Source organism: Virgisporangium ochraceum (assembly GCF_016863655.1).
Lineage (GTDB): Bacteria > Actinomycetota > Actinomycetes > Mycobacteriales > Micromonosporaceae > Virgisporangium > Virgisporangium ochraceum.
This window is the reverse complement of the sequence record NZ_BOPH01000018.1, coordinates 144,861-160,791: the sequence shown is the minus strand read 5'-3', so window position 1 is coordinate 160,791 and position 15,931 is coordinate 144,861. Positions and strand designations below refer to the sequence as shown.

Genomic DNA, 15,931 nt, shown 5'->3' with positions numbered 1-15,931 from the left:
GTAGCGGCTGCATTCGTCCCCCGTCGTAAGACATGAGCCTTCGTACGATCAGTCCTATTCAGATCTAACCGACGCTTTGTACTCGTGAAGGGCGTTCGCGGCAGAACGCTCCCATATAGAGTTCTTTCGGACAAAGTGTTCGCGTCGTTCGGCGGCGCGGGCAGGTCGACGACTTCGTGGAGAGGTGCCGCCGATGGAGGTCCGTGACTATCTGCGCGCCGTACGCCGGCACTGGTGGCTGGCGGCGACGGCCGTCCTGCTGGGCCTCGGCGGCGGGATCGGGGTCACCGCGGCGACCCCGCCCGAGTACGCCGCGTCGGTCACCTTCTTCGTCGGCACCCAGACGAAAGGCGTGTCCGACGCCTACCAGGGCGGCCTGTTCTCCCAGCAGCGCATCAAGTCCTACGCCGACCTGCTGACCAGCGACCGGCTGGCGCAGGCCGTCGTCGGTCGGGAGGCGCAGGCCCGGTCGGCGGCGCGCGTGCAGGCGGCGATCACCGCGACGCCGGTCCCCGACACGGTCCTGCTCGAAGCGACGGTGACCGACCGCAACCGCAACCGCGCGGTGGTGCTGACCCGCGCGGTGGCCGACGCGTTCGTCGACCTCGTGCAGACGCTCGAGACCCCGCCCGGCGGCTCGTCGCCGACCGTGTGGGTGGAGGTCGTCGCCGGCCCCACGCTCGCCGACGAGCCGGTGGCGCCGCAGCCGGTGCGCAACGTGGGCCTGGGCCTGGCGGTCGGGCTGCTGATCGGCATCGGTGCGGCGGTGCTGCGCGAGGTGCTCGACACCAGCGTGAAGTCCTCCGGCGTGCTGGCCGAGCTGACCGGTTCGCCGGTGCTCTCGTCGGTGCCGGTCGACAGCCGCGCCCGCAAGGACCCGCTGATCGTCACCGGAAGCGCCGGCTCGGTGCGGGCCGAGGCCCTCCGGCAGCTGCGCACCAACCTGCAGTTCGTGAACGTCGACGAGCCGGCCCGCACCCTCGTGGTGACGAGCGCGGTGCCCGGCGAGGGCAAGTCGACCACCGCGTGCAACCTGGCGATCGTGTTCGCCGAGGCGGGCAGGAAGGTGGTGCTGGTCGACGCCGACCTGCGCCGCCCGCGGCTGGCCGAGTACCTGGGGGTCGACGGCACGATCGGGGTCACCAATGTGCTGGCCGGGCAGGCCACGGTCGACGACGCACTGCAGGAGTGGGGCACCAGCGGGGTGTTCGTGCTGCCGAGCGGCTCGGTGCCGCCGAACCCGAGCGAGCTGCTCGGGTCCCGGAACATGGCCGCCCTCCTGGAGGCGCTGCGCGGCGGCTTCGACATGGTCATCGTCGACACGCCGCCGCTGCTCCCGGTGACCGACGGCGCCCTGGCCGCCGCCCTCGTCGACGGCACCGTGCTGGTGTTCCGCTGCGGAAAGACGTCGGCGGCCCAGGTCCGCTCGGCGACGGAGGCCCTGCGCGCGGTCGACGCCAAGGTGCTGGGCTGCGTGCTGAACATGACGCCGCGCAAGGGTCAGCCGGGGTACGCGTACTACGGGTACGAACCGCTGGGCACCGGCCGTCCGTGGTACAAGGCGCCGCTGTCGGTGGTCTACCGCTCGGCTCCCGCCGACGCCCCGGTGAGCCCCGCTCCCGTAGAGGCCACCGTGGACGAGGAGGCCGACGACCCCACCCCGGTGACCGGCCCACCCGCCGACACCCCGGAACCCGCGATGGCGACGGGTGCGAAGCGCCGCACCCCGGCCGGCCGCGCGAAGGTCCACACCAAGCGCGGCTGACGGGCACCCCAGCCGCGGTCCTTCCGCGCCCGGCGGCCGCGCCGATCTTGCACTTGTGGCCGCACCAATGTGCCGACATGTCGCGTTTTAGGTGGGGCCACAACTGCAAGATCGGCGGGGGAACGAACGCGCCGGAGGCCCCGGGGGCGGGCCAGAGCCCAGGGCGCGCCTCGCCCGGCCGGCCACATGGACGACGCTCTATCCAGTGCGGCCCTCCGGCAGAAACGTGCACTGGATAGAGCGTCGTCGATACAAGGGGAGGGAGCCGCCGGGGTCAGCCTGTCGGCGCCAGGTCGGCGGTCGGGGTGGCGATCACGTCCACGAGGGCGTCGAGCGTGCGCTGGATCTCGTCGGCGCAGGTGCGGAACGCCTCGATCGGTTCGCGTACCGGGTCGGCGAGGTCGTCCTCGTCGGGCTTGACGGCCGGCAGGCGGTTGCGCACCGAGGCGATCTCGTCGAGCAGGGCCTGCAGCCGCCGGGCCGGCGAGTCGGCGTGCACGGTCGACAGCACCCCGGTCGAGAACAGGGCGCTGCGCCGCGGCGACCACGTGCTCAGCGTCCCCACCGTCGTGGCGAGACGGGCGAACTGGCGCAGCGTGAACGTGCGCCGCGCCACCCCCGGCACCAGGGTCAGGCACGCGGTGCGCTGCGCGCGCGTCGCGGTGAGAACCAGGTCGGGCGACGACAGGATGGGCGGGGTCAGCAACCGGCTGCTGAAGCGGTCGGCGTAGGCGCGCCGCTCGCGCACCACCGCGGCGGCGGTCTCGTGCATCGGGACCCCGGCGCGCGCGTGCGTGCCGGCACTGGAAACGCTGAGCCGGGACCCGCGCACGCCGATCCGGTCGGCGAACGTCCGATTGGCCAACCGCTCCGCCATGGCCGACCGGCACTGGTTGGCGTGGCACACGAACAGCACCTCGAAGCGGTCGTGCGGCACCGTTTGAGCCCCTCCTGCCATTTGTCAGCCGAATCCGCGAGAAGTAGTCACGTGGGGGCATTTTGCCCTATTTGTGAGTCCAACGCGCCACTGCGACAGACGATGTCCCCGTAGGTGTAAAGGAGGCACGGCGCGTGAAGATCTACCTGTCCCCACCGGACATCGGTGAGCTCGAGCAGGCCTACGTCGCCGAGGCGCTGCGCTCCGGCTGGGTCGCGCCCGCCGGTCCGGACCTCGACGCGTTCGAGCGCGAGCTGGCGGACCGCGCCGGCGTTCCGTACGCGGTGGCACTGTCGTCGGGCACCGCGGCGCTGCACCTGGCGCTGCTCGCGCTCGGTGCCGGCGCCGGCACCGCGGTGATCGTGCCGACGTTGACGTTCGCGGCCACCGCCAACGCGGCCGTGTACACCGGTGCCGAACCCGTGTTCGTCGACTGCGACCCGGCGACCGGCAACCTCGACCCGGACCTTCTCGGCAGGGCGCTGAAGGACCACGACGTCTCGGCGGTCGTGCCGGTCGACCTGTTCGGCCGCTGCGCCGACTACGACGCCATCCTGCCGGTCTGCGACCGGTACGGCGTACCGGTTCTGGAGGACGCGGCCGAAGCGCTCGGCGCCACCTACGGCGACCGGCCGGCCGGCTCCTTCGGCTCGGCGGCCGTGTTCTCGTTCAACGGCAACAAAATCATGACGACGTCGGGCGGCGGCGCGCTGCTCTCGGAGTCCAGGAACCTCGTGGACCGGTGCCGGTACCTGTCCACGCAGGCGCGCCAGCCGGTCGTCCACTACGAACACACCGACATCGGCTACAACTACCGCCTCAGCAACGTGCTCGCCGCCCTCGGCCGCGCACAGCTGAAACGGCTCGACGAGATGATCGGCCGCCGGCGCGCGGTCCGCGAACGCTACGCGAAGCTCTTCGACGGCGTGAAAGGCGTGACCCTTCTCGGCGCCGACGACCTCGGCTCCAACTGCTGGCTCACCACCGTGGTCGTCGACCCGGCCGAGGCCGGCTGGACCGCCGCCGATCTGGCCGGCGTGCTGAGGAACCACGACATCGAGACCCGCCCGATCTGGAAGCCCATGCACCTGCAGCCCGTCTTCGCCAAGGCCCGGTCGTACGTCACCGGTGCGGCACAGCGCCTGTTCGAGACCGGGCTCGCGCTGCCGAGCGGGTCGTCGCTCGGTCCGGGTGAGGTCGATCGCGTGCTCACGGCCGTCCACAATTTTCTGGACGCGCGATGAGGTGGCCGACGGCAAAGCGCGCGACGGACGTCGTGCTGGCGGCACTGGCCCTCGTGGCACTGGCGCCCCTGATGCTCGTGGTCGCCGTGGCGGTGGCGTTCGCGTTGGGCCGGCCGGTGCTGTTCCGGCAGAGCCGGGCGGGGCTCGGCGGGCAGCCGTTCACCGTGCTGAAGTTCCGCTCCATGCGCGAGGCCGACCCGTTGCGGGGCATCTTCACCGACGCCGACCGGCTCACCCCGTTCGGCCGGTTCCTCCGCTCGACGAGCCTGGACGAGTTACCGTCACTCTGGAACGTGCTGCGCGGGGAGATGAGCATCGTCGGTCCCCGGCCACTGCCAGTGGCGTACCTGCCGCGCTACACCGAGCACCAGGCGCGGCGGCACGAGGTGCGGCCCGGAATCACCGGTCTGGCACAGGTCTGCGGCCGCAACTCGCTGTCGTGGGAGGCGAAGTTCGCCCTCGACGTCGAATACGTCGAGGACATGTCGTTCGGAATGGACCTGCGCATCATCTGCGCCACCGTCGGGGTGGTGCTTCGTCGCGACGGGATCTCGGCGGCCGGCGAGGCGACGGCGGCCGAGTTCAAGGGGACTCGGGTGGTGGCGGATGTCTGAACCGCTGGTGATCATCGGGTGTGCCGGCCACGGTCGGGAGATCTACACGATCGTCGAGGCCATCAACAACGGACCCGGTGGCGAGCAGTGGAAGGTCCTCGGGTTCGTCGACGACTACCCGCGGGCGCAGGACATGGCCCGGGTCGGCCGGCTCGGCAGCACCTACCTCGGCACGACGGCCTGGCTGTCCTCTGTGGAGAAAGGCACCCACTACGTGCTGGGCATCGGCAACCCCCAGGTGCGCGCGACGGTCGACCGGACGGTCGAGATGCACAACCTCCGGCCGGCCACGCTGATCCACCCCGAGGCCACGCTGGGCGAAGACATCGACATCGAGGCAGGTGTGGTGATTTTCGCGGGCGCCCGGATCACCACGAACGTGCGGCTGGGGAAACACGTGCACCTCAACCAGAACTGCACCATCGGCCACGACTGCGTGCTCGGCGACTACGTGTCGGTGCACCCGCAGGCCGCCGTCTCGGGTTCGGTCACCATCGGCGAGCGCACGATGATCGGGGCGAACTCCACGGTGCTGCAGGAGCTGTCCATCGGTTCGGGCGCCATCGTCGGTGCCGGGGCCTGCGCCGTGCGCGATGTCGCGGCCGACCTCACGGTCAAGGGCGTTCCGGCCAGATAGGGCCGCGGGACTACCAGCGGATGACCCGGCCCGCCAACGGCTCCGCCGGCAGCGGGCCGTCGGCCCGCGAGGGCTTGCGCATCCACGCGTGCGCCAGCGCCAGCAGGCCCAGCCGCGACACGGTGAAGTCCCGGCGGAGCACCGCGTCGCCCAGTGCCAGCCGCGGCAGGGCGAGCAGCCCGCCGAGCCACGACATGGCCGCCGACACCGGTCCGAAGTTCGCCCGGGCCAGCCAGACCCGGTTGCGGATGGAGTAGTACGTCCACCGTGGACCGGTGATGACCTGCGAGCGGTGGTGCACCGCCGGCGCGTCACCGCAGCACACCACCCGCCAGCCCTGCCTGCGGGCCCGTACGCACAGGTCGGCGTCCTCGCCGCCGAGGAAGAACGAGCCGTCCATCCCGACGGTCTCGGCCACCTCGCGCCGGATGAACATCACCGCGCCGGTGACCCATTCGCACTCGACCGGTTCCGGTCCCGGCTCGATGAGCACCTGCGGCGCCCGTCGCCAGCGCGACAGCCGGGCCGCGCCGGACTGCAACGTGCCGTCGGCGTAACGCAGCACCGGCGCGACGATCCCGGTGTCCGATGTGGACAGCAGCACCTCGAGACACCGCCGGTACGCGGGATACGGCAGCACGACGTCGTTGTTGAGCAGGAGGTAGGCGTCGGCGGTGCGGCCGCGCACCGCGGCGGTGAACGCGGCACCGTAGCCGAGGTTCCGCTCGGCGACGATCCAGTCCACAGTGGACGGCAGTTCGGCCGGCCGGGGGGTGCCGTCGTTCGCGACCACCACCACCTCGTCGGGATACCCGTCGATGCGCCGGACCAGCCGCACCGTCGGCTCGACCGGTCCATAGTGGACGACGACCGCCGTGACCCCGCTCATTCGACCCCCACCGGTTCGGGCGCGCGGACCCCCGGAACCCGGTGGCCCAACGCGCGGAGGAACGCCACCGACGCCACGGCGTAGCCCGCCAGCGGCGCCAACCCCAGTACCGCGACGGGCAGCGCGAGCCACCGCGCGAGCAGGAAGCCGGCCACGACCGTCACGAGGCCGGGAATGCGCCCGCGCAGCAACGCCCCCGCGCCCCGCCGCCGCAGCACCTCGTGGACCAGCAGGTAGTCCACCGACTGCGCGACCCCCGCGACGCACAGCACGGTGACGACGAGCCCCGCCGGCGCGAACGCCGACCCGTACGCCGCCGGCACCCACAGCACGCTGGAGGCGGCCAGCGGAACGGCGGCCAGGCCCGCGAACGTCACCGCGTGCCGCAGCTCGTGCCGCAGCCCCTGCGATGCGCCCGACCGGTTCGCGAACCGGTACATGCCGCTCGCCTGGCCCATCGCCAGCACCGCCGCCTGTGCCGCGACCCCGACCGCGTAGAACGCGACGGTCGTGTGCGGGAACAGGGCCGCCACCGCGATCAGGTCGAAGCGGTACTGCACCTGGGTCGCGAAGTTCGCCGGGAAGAGGTCCCACGTCTGCGTGCGCAGCCGGGTCCCGTCGTGCCTTCCGCTCTTTCCCGCGCGATGTGCCGCGGACGCCCGGCGCAGCGCGACCGCCGCCCAGGCGACCGCGACGGCGGCCTGGCAGCCGGCGACGGCGACCAGCCAGTGCGCGGCGACCCGGTCGCCCGCGACGAGCAGCGCGGCGATCGCCACGAGCGCGGCCAGCTGAGGCGCCAGCCGGGCCAGGTTGAACCGCGTGCCCATGCGGCCAGCCCACTGGGCGAGCGCCGGACCGATCGCGCCGGCCTGGTTGGCCACGACCACGAGAACGGTCGCCAGCACCAGCAGCGGCGGCGGCCGCAGCAGAACGGTCAACACGACGACCACCACGAGCGCCGCCACGAGCGTCGACGTGAGCGCGGGCCCGATCGGCGGCGGACGGCGCCGGCGGTTGAGCACGAGCGCCTGCGGCAACCCGCCGATCGCGAGGATCGCGACCCCCGCGCCCCACGCCTGCCAGGTGACGTACTCGCCGCGTCCGGCCGGCGCGAGCGCGCGCGACACGCAGACACTCGACAGCATCCCGCTGACGAGCAGCGTCCCGTTCGCCGCGAGCGTCGGCAACCGACCGCCCGCGAGGCCGCGCAGGTTGGGCATGTGTCAGCCGGGTACGCGTTCGGCGTCCGGTGCGGCATGACGGGCGCCGGCCGCGAGCCGCTGGGGCCGGAACGCCACGCCGAGCGTCGACGCCGGCGCCGCCGTGCGGGCGGGCAGCGCGCGGAACGGCGACGGGCCGGCCAGTGCCCGACCGGCACGGTTGCGCAGCCGCCAGCGGAGGCCGCGGACGCGTCGCACGGCCCGCGACGGGCTGCCGTCGGCGGTCAGCAGCGGTTCCCAGGTGCCGGTGCGGCTCACCGGCGCGGGGGAAGGGCGGTGGGACGGGTCGAGCAGCGTCACGTCGCAGCCGGCCCGGCGGCCGACCTCGGTGATCGCCCGCGCCCCGAACCAGTGCAGGTGCACCGGTGGCAGGTCGGTGTCCCAGATCGCGTCGGTCGGGCTGGCGTCGCGGTTCGGGGTGGTGACCACGATCGATCCGCCGTCGCGGAGCAGCTTCGTGGTGCCGTGCAGGAAGCCGACCGGATCGGGCACGTGCTCGATGAGCTCGAGCGCGATCACGAGGTCGGCGCCGTGGCGCGTCAGCTCGTCGGGGGTCGCGAACCAGTCGTCGCGGCCGAACCGCCGGCGCGCGCGGGCCACCACCGTCTGGGACAGGTCGACGCCGACGCACGCGTAGCCGGCCTGCCGCAACGCGTAGGTCAGGTAGCCCTCGCCGCAGCCGAGGTCGACCACGACGGCGTCGCGGGGCAGCAGCCGTACCGCGTCGGCGGCGAACCGGTACGGCAGTTCGGCGTCGGCGAGTGTCCCCAGTGGATCGGCGCTACGGGTCACCTCGCGGGCGTACCGGGCGTACCGGTCGTAGCCGGGTAGCACGGCCGCGTGCCGGTAGATGGACTCGTAGAGGTGGTCGGGCACGTCGAGCCGGTCGGCGTAGCGCAGGCCGCACCGTCCACACTCGACGATCGCGACCCGGTAGCCCTCCAGGTAGCCGTCGAACCGGCCGGATACCGGCGTTCCGGGCTCCTCGCAGGTCGGGCAGTTCACTCGTCCCCCGCCTTCAGGCTCGGGTAGCCGGTGTTCAGCAGCTTCTCGTAGACACCGAGGTAGAGGTCGAGCGTGGCGTCGGAGGAGAACCGGTCGAGGCAGCGGCGGCGGGCCTGCCGGCTGACCGCCTCGCCGTCGACGAGCAGCTGCCGGATCCGCTTGGCGACCTCGGCGGCGACGTCCTCGTCGGAGCCCTGGGACACCCGCCATCCGGTGACCCCGTCGACCACGGTCTCGCGCGAGCCGGCGGTGTCGGTGGCGACCACCGGCAGCCCGCAGGCCATCGCCTCCAGCACCGACAGGCCGAGGCCCTCCTCGTGCGACGTCTGCACGAACACCGACGCGGTCTGGTACAGCTCCACGAGGTCCTTCTCGGGGACGTCGGTACGCACCTCGATCCGCTGGGTCAGCTTCAGGTCCTCGATGAGCTCGCGGTTGACGGGCAGCAGCTGCCCCTTGCCGGCGAGCACGAGCCGCGGCACCGGGTCCGGCTCCTTGCAGAGCGCGGCGTACGCCTTGATCAACCGGTCCAGCCCCTTGCGCGGGTCGCCCAGCCGGCACACCGACAGCAGGTGGCCGTCGCGGCGCCAGCCGTCGAACGCCGGCAGGAACCGCGCGGTGTCGACGCCCGGCGGCGCCTTGATGACGGTGCGCTGGCCGGTCTGCGTGACCGCGGCGACCATCGCGTCGTTCTCGACGAGCACCGCGTCTGCCTTCTTCGTCGCCGACTTCTCCAGCCGGGTCGTGATCGCCGTCATTGCCTGCCTCCAGGTTCGTAGCGGCCGACCGACCGCCGTGAGTTGAGCGGCCCGCTCCCAGGCAGCCCGCGTGGCGACCTGCACCACGACCGGGCGGCCCGTCCGGCCCACCGCGCTTGCCCAGGCTGCGGTTCCGCATACGACCTGGATGAGGTCGTACCCGCGCAGGGCCTCGGTGAGCCGGGCACGGGGGCGGTAGCGCATGAACTCCACCTCCACCGCGTTCGCGCCCCAGTGGAATGTGGACGGGTCATTCTGCGCGATGCACATGTCGCGCCGGAACCAGGTACCCGGTTCCGCGAGCCGGCGGCTGTGCGGGTCGCGGCTCGAGGTCGCCAGGTCGTGAACGTCCACTGTGTACCGTCCGGTGGCGAGGAGCGCGGAGCGCAACCACCGCACCACCGTCGGCACACCGCCACCGGTCTGGAACCCGTGCGTGACGATCGCGACCCGGGCCGTCATGACGCCTCGCCGGACACCTGGTCGAGGATGTTCGTCTCGGGCGTCTCCGCGCGCCACCGGCGGTAGGCCTCCCCGGCCGCGACCCGCCGCCGGGCCCGCTCGATCGGTGCCTCCGCGGCCAGCCGCTGCAACGCGGTCCGCAGCCCGTTGACGCTGAGGTCGCTGACGACGGTACCGCCGCCGGTCCGCAGCACGTCCGTCCACGGCGTCTCGGCCGAGCACACCACCGGGCACGACACCGACATGCTCTCCGCGATGACGTGCCCGAAGTTCTCGCCGCGCGTCGGGAACACGAACGCGTCGTAGGTCGCGAACGTCTCCCGGACCAGGTCGGGGTGCACCTCGCCGCGGTAGGTCACCCGGGCGTTCGGCGGCATGTCGCGGATGATCGACCGGCACTCGGCCCAGTACCGCTCGTCCTCGACGGGACCGTAGATGTCGAAGACGAACGGCGACACGACCCGGCTCAACGCGCACAACGCGAGATCGAGGTTCTTCTTCGCGGTGATCCGGCTGATGAACACCAGCCGGATCGGCCCGGTGTTCACCGCGTCGGGCGTCTGCGGCTCATCCGGCAGCGCCGTCTGGTTCCCGTTCACCTCCACCGCCGCCCACGGGCACACCGCCCGGATGTCGCCGGCCTCCATGGGCGTCGACGCGTGCCAGACGACCGCCATGTCCCGGAGCACCGCGCCCCACCACCGCAGGAACAGCCGCTTCTTGGTGCCCTTCAGCGCCAGCGCGCCCGGCGACAGCTCACCGCGCGGCGCGATGAGCACCCGGTCGGCGTCGATGAGCCCCAGGCGGACCGCGAGAACCGGCAGGATCGTGAACATCGGCGCCCACAGGCTGTTGACGTACAGCAGGTCGAACCGCTGCCGGCGCAGCTCCCGCAGCAGCCGCAGCCACTGGGTCACGTTTCTGGTGCCGAGGTAGAAGACACGCGCGCCGCCGCGGCTCAGCCACCGACCGCTCAGGCCCTCGTACGGCACCGGCGAGCCGTGGTCGCGGTCGCGGGTCACCAGCGCCACGCCGATCCGGTCGGACACCGTGTCGACGATGCGCGCGATCGACCGGACCGGTCCACCGCCCCGGAACCCCGGCTCGAACACCTGTGACGTCATCAGGACGCGATACACGGCCTGATTCCCGCCCACTCGTGGTGCCGCCGCACCGTGGAGAGGATGAAGTTCGCGACCCGGCTCGACGTGTCGCGCACCTGGTACTCGGGCGAGCAGGTCACCCGGTGCAGCTCCGACTCCACGGCCACCGAGACCGCCTCGACCACGCCGTCGGCGTCGAGCCCGGTCATGAGGATCGAACCGGTGTCGAGCGACTCCGGCCGCTCGATCGAGTCGCGCAGGGTCACCGCGGGGAAGCCGAGGATCGCCGACTCCTCGGCGATCGTGCCGCTGTCGCTCAGCACGCAGCGGGCCTGCGTCTGCAGCCGGACGTAGTCGAAGAAGCCGAACGGTTCGTGGAACTCGACGCCGTCGAGCTCCACCGTTCCCAGCCGTTGCCGCGTGCGCGGGTGTGTGGAGACGAGCAACGGGAGGCCGAACTCCTGCCGCACCGCTTTCAGGCAGTCGAGCAGCTTCGCGAGCCGCTCCGGGTCGTCGACGTTCTCCTCGCGGTGGGCGCTCACCAGGAAGTAGCCGCCGGGCGTCAGGCCCAGCCCTTCCACCGCCTCGGACGCGGCGACGAGGGGCAGGAAGTGCTCGAGCACCTCGCGCATGGGCGATCCCGTGTGCAGGATGCGCCGCGGGTGGATGCCCTCGGCGAGCAGGTTGCGCCGCGCGTGCTCGGTGTAGACGAGGTTGAAGTCGCTGACGTGGTCGACCAGGCGCCGGTTCGTCTCCTCCGGCACGTTCTGGTCGAAGCAGCGGTTGCCGGCCTCCATGTGGTACACCGGCACCTTCATCCGGCGGGCGATCAGCGCGCTGATGCAGCTGTTCGTGTCGCCGAGCACCAGCAACGCGTCGGGGCGGTAGTCGCGGATCGCCTGCTCCACGCCGACCAGCACGCCACCGAGCACGCGCCCGAGCGAGCTGGTGTCGACCCCGAGGAAGCGCTCCGGCGACCGGATCTCCAGCTCCTTGAAGAACACGTCGCTGAGCATCGGGTCCCAGTTCTGTCCGGTGTGGACGAGAACGTGGTCGAGCGTGCGGTCCAGCCGGTCGATCACGCGGGAGAGCCGGATGATCTCCGGCCTGGTCCCGACGACGGTCATCACTCTCGTCATGCGGCAGCCCTCAGCATCTCCTCGATCGCGTCGACGCCGGCGCGCAGCGACATCCGCCCCCGGTACGTCTCCAGCGCGCGGCGGCCCATCTCCGCCCGTTCGACGGCCGGCAGCTTCGCCGCCTGGCGCATCCGGTCGGCCAGCGCGCGCCAGTCCTCGGGCGGGCACGCGAGCCCGACTCCCGCCCGCTCGACCAGTTCCGCGCAGTCCCCCGGCACCGACACCAGCACCGGCGAGCCGCACGCGAGCGCCGCCTGCAGCTTCGACGGGATGGTGCCGCGGAACATCGGCAGGTCCCGGAGCGTCACCAGCTGGAAGTCCGCCGCCGCGTAGAGCGCGGCCATCTCGCCGGCCGGCCGCCGGCCGAGGAAGCGGACGTTGTCGGCCTTCAGGTCCGCGGCGATCCGGCGGGCCGCGTCCTCCTCGATTCCGGACCCGACGAGCACCAGGTCGGCGACGTCGGCCACCGCCGCGGCGGCGCACACGGAGTCGCCGACGTTCTGGAACGGCCCCATCGCGCCCGCGTACATGAACGTGCACCGCTCACGGCGTCCGATATCGCTTTTCTCCGTGACCGGACGGAACAGTGACTCGTTGGCCCAGTTGAGCACCACCCGGATCTTTTCCGGATCGGCGCCGCGCTCGACGAGCAGATCACGCATCGACGGCGCGATGACGACGATCCCCGACGCCAGCCGGTAGATCTGTCCGACCGCGGCCGTGAGCGTGCGGCTCACCGCGCGACCGGCGAGGCCGCGCGGTGCGAGTGGAGACGCGGTGACCGAGTCGGGCCACACGTCCTGCACGTGTACCACCGACGGGATCCCGTGGAGCAGGCGCAGCAACGCGGGCGCCGCGAACACGGTGGCCGGGGTCAGGTACACGTAGACGACGTCGGCGCCGGCGAGGAACCTGCCCGCCGCGGCCGAACTGGTGGCCGCGAACGACAGGTAGTTGGCCGCTCTCCTGACCCCCGACGAGTCGTGGCTGGTGTACAGCGGCACCCTGCGCACGGTGACGCCGTTGTGGTGCTCGACGGTGCGCCAGTGCTGCTCGTAGCCCTCGTACAGCTCGCCGTGCGGGTAGTTCGGGTGCCCGGTCAGCACGCGCACGGTGTGCCCGCGTGCCGCCAGTTCGCGCGACAGGTCGGCCGGGATGGTCACCGGCTCGGGCGGGTACCACTGGCTCACGATGCCGATCCTCACGGCGACACCTTCTCCGCGTAGGTGTCGGGCCGGTCCGGGTCGAAGATCTCGTTGGTCCAGAACAGCGTCAGCAGGTCGTCGGTGCCGACGTTGGTGATGTGGTGGACCCACATCGTCGGCATGTCCACCACGACGGGCTTGTCGCCGGTGACGCGGAACGTGACGACATCGTCGTGCAGCACCCGCCGCAGCCGGATCTCCGCCTCGCCGCGCACGACGACGAACCGCTCCACTTTGGACAGGTGGTAGTGCTCGCCCCGCGTGACGCCGGGCCTCGTCGTGGAGAAGAACGTCTGCCCGCCGTCGCCGTGCGCCTTGACCACCTCGACCAGCCCGCCACGCGCATCCGTGTGCCGCTGGAGCGGCATGGGGTAGTGGCCCGGGAAGCAGTGGGAGCGGTACGTGTTGAAGAGCTTCAGGTCGAACGGGTCGGTGAGGGCGGGGATCTCGGTGCGCCGGTAGGTGCGGGCGTACGTGCCTAACGTCTGGGCGAGGTCGCTCACGGTGCGGCGGGCCGGCACGAGGTCGGCGCCCTCGACGCCGAGGAGCGCTCGTGCGGCGTCCTGGACGTGCACCAGGTCCAGGGCCTTGTCGTCCTGTACCCGGGGCGTGCCGCCGTCGGCGAGCAGGCGGCAGAACGTGGCGACCACCGAGTTGTAATGCGGGCGGCCGTGCTCGCCGAACAGGTTCGGCAGCCTCAGGTCGACGAACTCCGACCCGCACCACCGGGTCGCGTCCGCGAGCCGCTCGGCGGCGGCGGCCTTCGAGTCGCCGTACGGGGTCCCGTTGCCGGCCTGGGTCGAGTTGGCGAACACGACCGTCTTGGGCGGGGTGGCGCACTGCTGAATGGCCTCGGCGAGGGCTGTCGCCGCTCCCTCGTTGCCGTCCTTCACCTCGGTCGGCGTGCCGCGGTTGACGCCGGCGACGTGCAGCACGCGGTCGGCGCCGTCGACCAGGCCGGCCAGCCGCGCGGGTCGCGCGAGGTCGTCGCGGGTCAGCAGGTGCGGCGCGGGCAGTCCCAGCGCGCGGGCGAGCACCCGGGTGTGCCAGCCGAGGAACCCGGACCCTCCACTGAGGACGATCGAGCTACCCATAGGGACGCCACAGGAATGTGCGGATGGTCTCGCCGGGGTGGAACTGCGGGGCGGACACCGGCACGCACAGCACCTCGGTGACGTTGCGGCAGCTGAACGGCGGCTGCCGGATGTCCACCCAGGACCCGCTGTCGAGCCGCGTGTCGGGGCCGTGCGCCTTGTCGACGTTGGGCTCGCGGGCGAGTTCCGGCGCCGGCCAGTGCTCGGTGACGAGCACCGCCGGGTAGTGCCGGCACTGCCACAGGATCCGGTCGATCTGCTCGTTGGACAAGTGCTGGAGCACCTGCCGGATCAGGCACAGGTCGCCGTCGGGCAGGTCGGCCGCGGTCGCGTCGAGCCGGCGGAAGTCGACGCTGTCGCTGCCGTACAGCGCGCGGTTGCGCTCGATGAGCGGCGGCACGACGTCGAGGCCGATGTACTCGTAGGCGCTGTCGACGAACGCCGACGCCACCTCGAAGTCGCCGCACCCGACGTCGACCACGCACAGCGGGCCGTTGATGTCGAGCAGTTCCTTGACGTAGGCGGCGTACGTGACGGCGGCTTCGCCGCGCGATCCGGTGCCGGAGTTGAAGCCCGGACCGCCTCCGCCCCACCGCCCGTTGGCGTAGACGTCGGCGAAGACCTCCTCCACCGAGCGCCGGCTGTTACGGCTGCGCATCGAGCGCAGCCGCCGGGCGTTGACCCACTTGCGCGCGCCCTCGGGCAGATACGCCGCCAGGGTGGTCTTCGTGCTCACACCAGCTCCATCTGTGCCTGGATCTCCGGCAATGTCTTCAACAGGTCGACGATCTCCGGGACGCCGAGCCGCGTGGCCGTCGACGACGTGAAGTCGAAGAGCCGGTCCTTTGTGGACTCCCCCTCCTCGAAGTAGAGGGCGTAGTTCAGGTCGCGGCTGTCGACCGGGATGCGGTAGAAGTCGCCGAGGTCGTCGGCGTGCACGAGCTCGTCGCGGCTGGCGAGCGTCTCGGCCATCTTCTCGCCGTGCCGGATGCCGAGGTACTTGAGCTTCGGCTCGGCGTCGAACAGCGTGGCGACGGCCACCGCGAGGTCGCCGATCGTGCACGCCGGCGCCTTGTGCACGAAGATGTCACCCGGCCGGCCGTGCGTGAACGCGTGCTCCACCAGCTGCACCGACTCCGCGAGCGACATCAGGAACCGGGTCATCGACGGGTCGGTCACGGTGAGCGGCTGGCCGCACCGCAGCTGCTCGATGAACAGCGGGATCACCGACCCGCGCGAGCACATCACGTTGCCGTAGCGCACGCAGCTGACGCTCGTGCTCGCTCCCGGGTTGTTGCGCGCGTGCGCCTGGGCGATTTTCTCCATCAGCGCCTTGGTCATGCCCATCGCGTTGACCGGTTGCACCGCCTTGTCGGTGCTGAGGAAGACCAGCTTCCCGACGCCGTTGCGCTCGCAGGCGTCGATGACGTTGGCGCTGCCGAGGACGTTGGTCTGTACGGCTTCCAGGGGGAAGAACTCGCACGACGGGACCTGCTTGAGCGCCGCGGCGTGGAACACATATCCGATCCCCCGGGTGGCGCGGAACAGTGCCTCGCGGTCGCGTACGTCTCCGACATAGAAGCGCACCCGGTCGTCGCCGAGGTGGCGGCGCATGTCGTCCTGCTTCGCCTCGTCCCGGCTGAACACCCGCACTTCGGTGGCGCCGGCGTCGAGGAGGCGCGCGACCATCGTCCGGCCGAACGAACCGGTGCCGCCGGTGACGAGGAAGCGACCTTCGGCGAGCGTTGGAGACTCCACGATTCCTCCCGTCTGCCACCGCATCAGCGGGGCGGGGTGGAGTGATCGGACGCAGGTCACGTTACACACGCGAAAGCGACTAAAAACTAGATTTCGGACTT

Annotated in this window: 15 protein-coding genes; 4 read left to right on the top strand and 11 right to left on the bottom strand. The window is 71.7% G+C overall.

The features are described from left to right. Window positions 1-193 precede the first annotated feature (193 nt). Entirely contained in the window at window positions 194-1,765 is a 1,572-nt protein-coding gene (locus Voc01_RS07395; RefSeq protein ID WP_203926511.1) for a polysaccharide biosynthesis tyrosine autokinase, read from the top strand. Window positions 1,766-2,039: 274 nt separating this feature from the next. Here the strand turns inward: Voc01_RS07395 and Voc01_RS07390 are convergent, their stop codons facing one another. Further along, a complete protein-coding gene (locus Voc01_RS07390; RefSeq protein ID WP_239160015.1) occupies window positions 2,040-2,702 on the bottom strand; it encodes an arsenate reductase/protein-tyrosine-phosphatase family protein in 663 nt (220 codons plus the stop codon). 134 nt (window positions 2,703-2,836) lie between these two features. Here Voc01_RS07390 and Voc01_RS07385 point away from each other — a divergent pair, with 134 nt between their 5' ends. From Voc01_RS07385 to Voc01_RS07375, 3 genes are read left to right on the top strand one after another with little or no spacing between them, the layout of a single operon-like run. Then, on the top strand, window positions 2,837-3,946 hold the full coding sequence (locus tag Voc01_RS07385; RefSeq protein WP_307781562.1) for a DegT/DnrJ/EryC1/StrS family aminotransferase: 1,110 nt from the start codon (window positions 2,837-2,839) through the stop codon (window positions 3,944-3,946). Further along, window positions 3,943-4,560, top strand: coding sequence for a sugar transferase (locus tag Voc01_RS07380; protein WP_203926509.1), 618 nt, complete (start codon window positions 3,943-3,945; stop codon window positions 4,558-4,560). The genes Voc01_RS07385 and Voc01_RS07380 overlap by 4 nt, the downstream gene beginning before the upstream one ends. After that, complete coding sequence (locus tag Voc01_RS07375) at window positions 4,553-5,197, top strand: acetyltransferase (RefSeq protein WP_203926508.1); 645 nt, start codon at window positions 4,553-4,555, stop codon at window positions 5,195-5,197. Before Voc01_RS07380 ends, Voc01_RS07375 begins: the two co-directional genes overlap by 8 nt. Before the next feature lie 10 nt (window positions 5,198-5,207). Here Voc01_RS07375 and Voc01_RS07370 read toward each other — a convergent pair whose 3' ends face one another. Genes Voc01_RS07370 through Voc01_RS07325 form a run of 10 tightly spaced genes read right to left on the bottom strand, consistent with a single transcriptional unit; the run spans window position 5,208 to window position 15,830 of the window. Continuing rightward, entirely contained in the window at window positions 5,208-6,086 is an 879-nt protein-coding gene (locus Voc01_RS07370) for a glycosyltransferase family 2 protein (RefSeq protein WP_203926507.1), read from the bottom strand. Next, complete coding sequence (locus Voc01_RS07365) at window positions 6,083-7,306, bottom strand: hypothetical protein (protein ID WP_203926506.1); 1,224 nt, start codon at window positions 7,304-7,306, stop codon at window positions 6,083-6,085. The genes Voc01_RS07370 and Voc01_RS07365 overlap by 4 nt, the downstream gene beginning before the upstream one ends. A gap of 3 nt (window positions 7,307-7,309) precedes the next feature. After that, window positions 7,310-8,311, bottom strand: a complete 1,002-nt coding sequence (locus Voc01_RS07360; RefSeq protein WP_203926505.1) for a class I SAM-dependent methyltransferase — start codon at window positions 8,309-8,311, stop codon at window positions 7,310-7,312. After that, window positions 8,308-9,531 (bottom strand): glycosyltransferase family 4 protein, encoded by a 1,224-nt coding sequence (locus Voc01_RS07355; protein ID WP_203926504.1) that lies wholly within the window; start codon window positions 9,529-9,531, stop codon window positions 8,308-8,310. The genes Voc01_RS07360 and Voc01_RS07355 overlap by 4 nt, the downstream gene beginning before the upstream one ends. Beyond that, window positions 9,528-10,655 (bottom strand): glycosyltransferase, encoded by a 1,128-nt coding sequence (locus tag Voc01_RS07350; RefSeq protein WP_203926503.1) that lies wholly within the window; start codon window positions 10,653-10,655, stop codon window positions 9,528-9,530. The genes Voc01_RS07355 and Voc01_RS07350 overlap by 4 nt, the downstream gene beginning before the upstream one ends. Further along, on the bottom strand, window positions 10,655-11,773 hold the full coding sequence (gene wecB, locus Voc01_RS07345; protein ID WP_203926502.1) for a non-hydrolyzing UDP-N-acetylglucosamine 2-epimerase: 1,119 nt from the start codon (window positions 11,771-11,773) through the stop codon (window positions 10,655-10,657). The genes Voc01_RS07350 and wecB overlap by 1 nt, the downstream gene beginning before the upstream one ends. Next, window positions 11,770-12,978: a glycosyltransferase family 4 protein gene (locus tag Voc01_RS07340; RefSeq protein ID WP_203926501.1), complete on the bottom strand. Its 1,209-nt coding sequence runs from the start codon at window positions 12,976-12,978 to the stop codon at window positions 11,770-11,772. The genes wecB and Voc01_RS07340 overlap by 4 nt, the downstream gene beginning before the upstream one ends. Then, window positions 12,975-14,072 carry a polysaccharide biosynthesis C-terminal domain-containing protein gene (locus Voc01_RS07335; RefSeq protein ID WP_203926500.1) on the bottom strand — a complete coding sequence of 366 codons (1,098 nt, stop codon included), beginning with the start codon at window positions 14,070-14,072 and terminating at the stop codon, window positions 12,975-12,977. The genes Voc01_RS07340 and Voc01_RS07335 overlap by 4 nt, the downstream gene beginning before the upstream one ends. Continuing rightward, window positions 14,065-14,808, bottom strand: coding sequence for a class I SAM-dependent methyltransferase (locus Voc01_RS07330; RefSeq protein WP_203926499.1), 744 nt, complete (start codon window positions 14,806-14,808; stop codon window positions 14,065-14,067). The genes Voc01_RS07335 and Voc01_RS07330 overlap by 8 nt, the downstream gene beginning before the upstream one ends. After that, window positions 14,805-15,830: a polysaccharide biosynthesis protein gene (locus Voc01_RS07325; protein WP_275423701.1), complete on the bottom strand. Its 1,026-nt coding sequence runs from the start codon at window positions 15,828-15,830 to the stop codon at window positions 14,805-14,807. The genes Voc01_RS07330 and Voc01_RS07325 overlap by 4 nt, the downstream gene beginning before the upstream one ends. Window positions 15,831-15,931 lie beyond the last annotated feature (101 nt).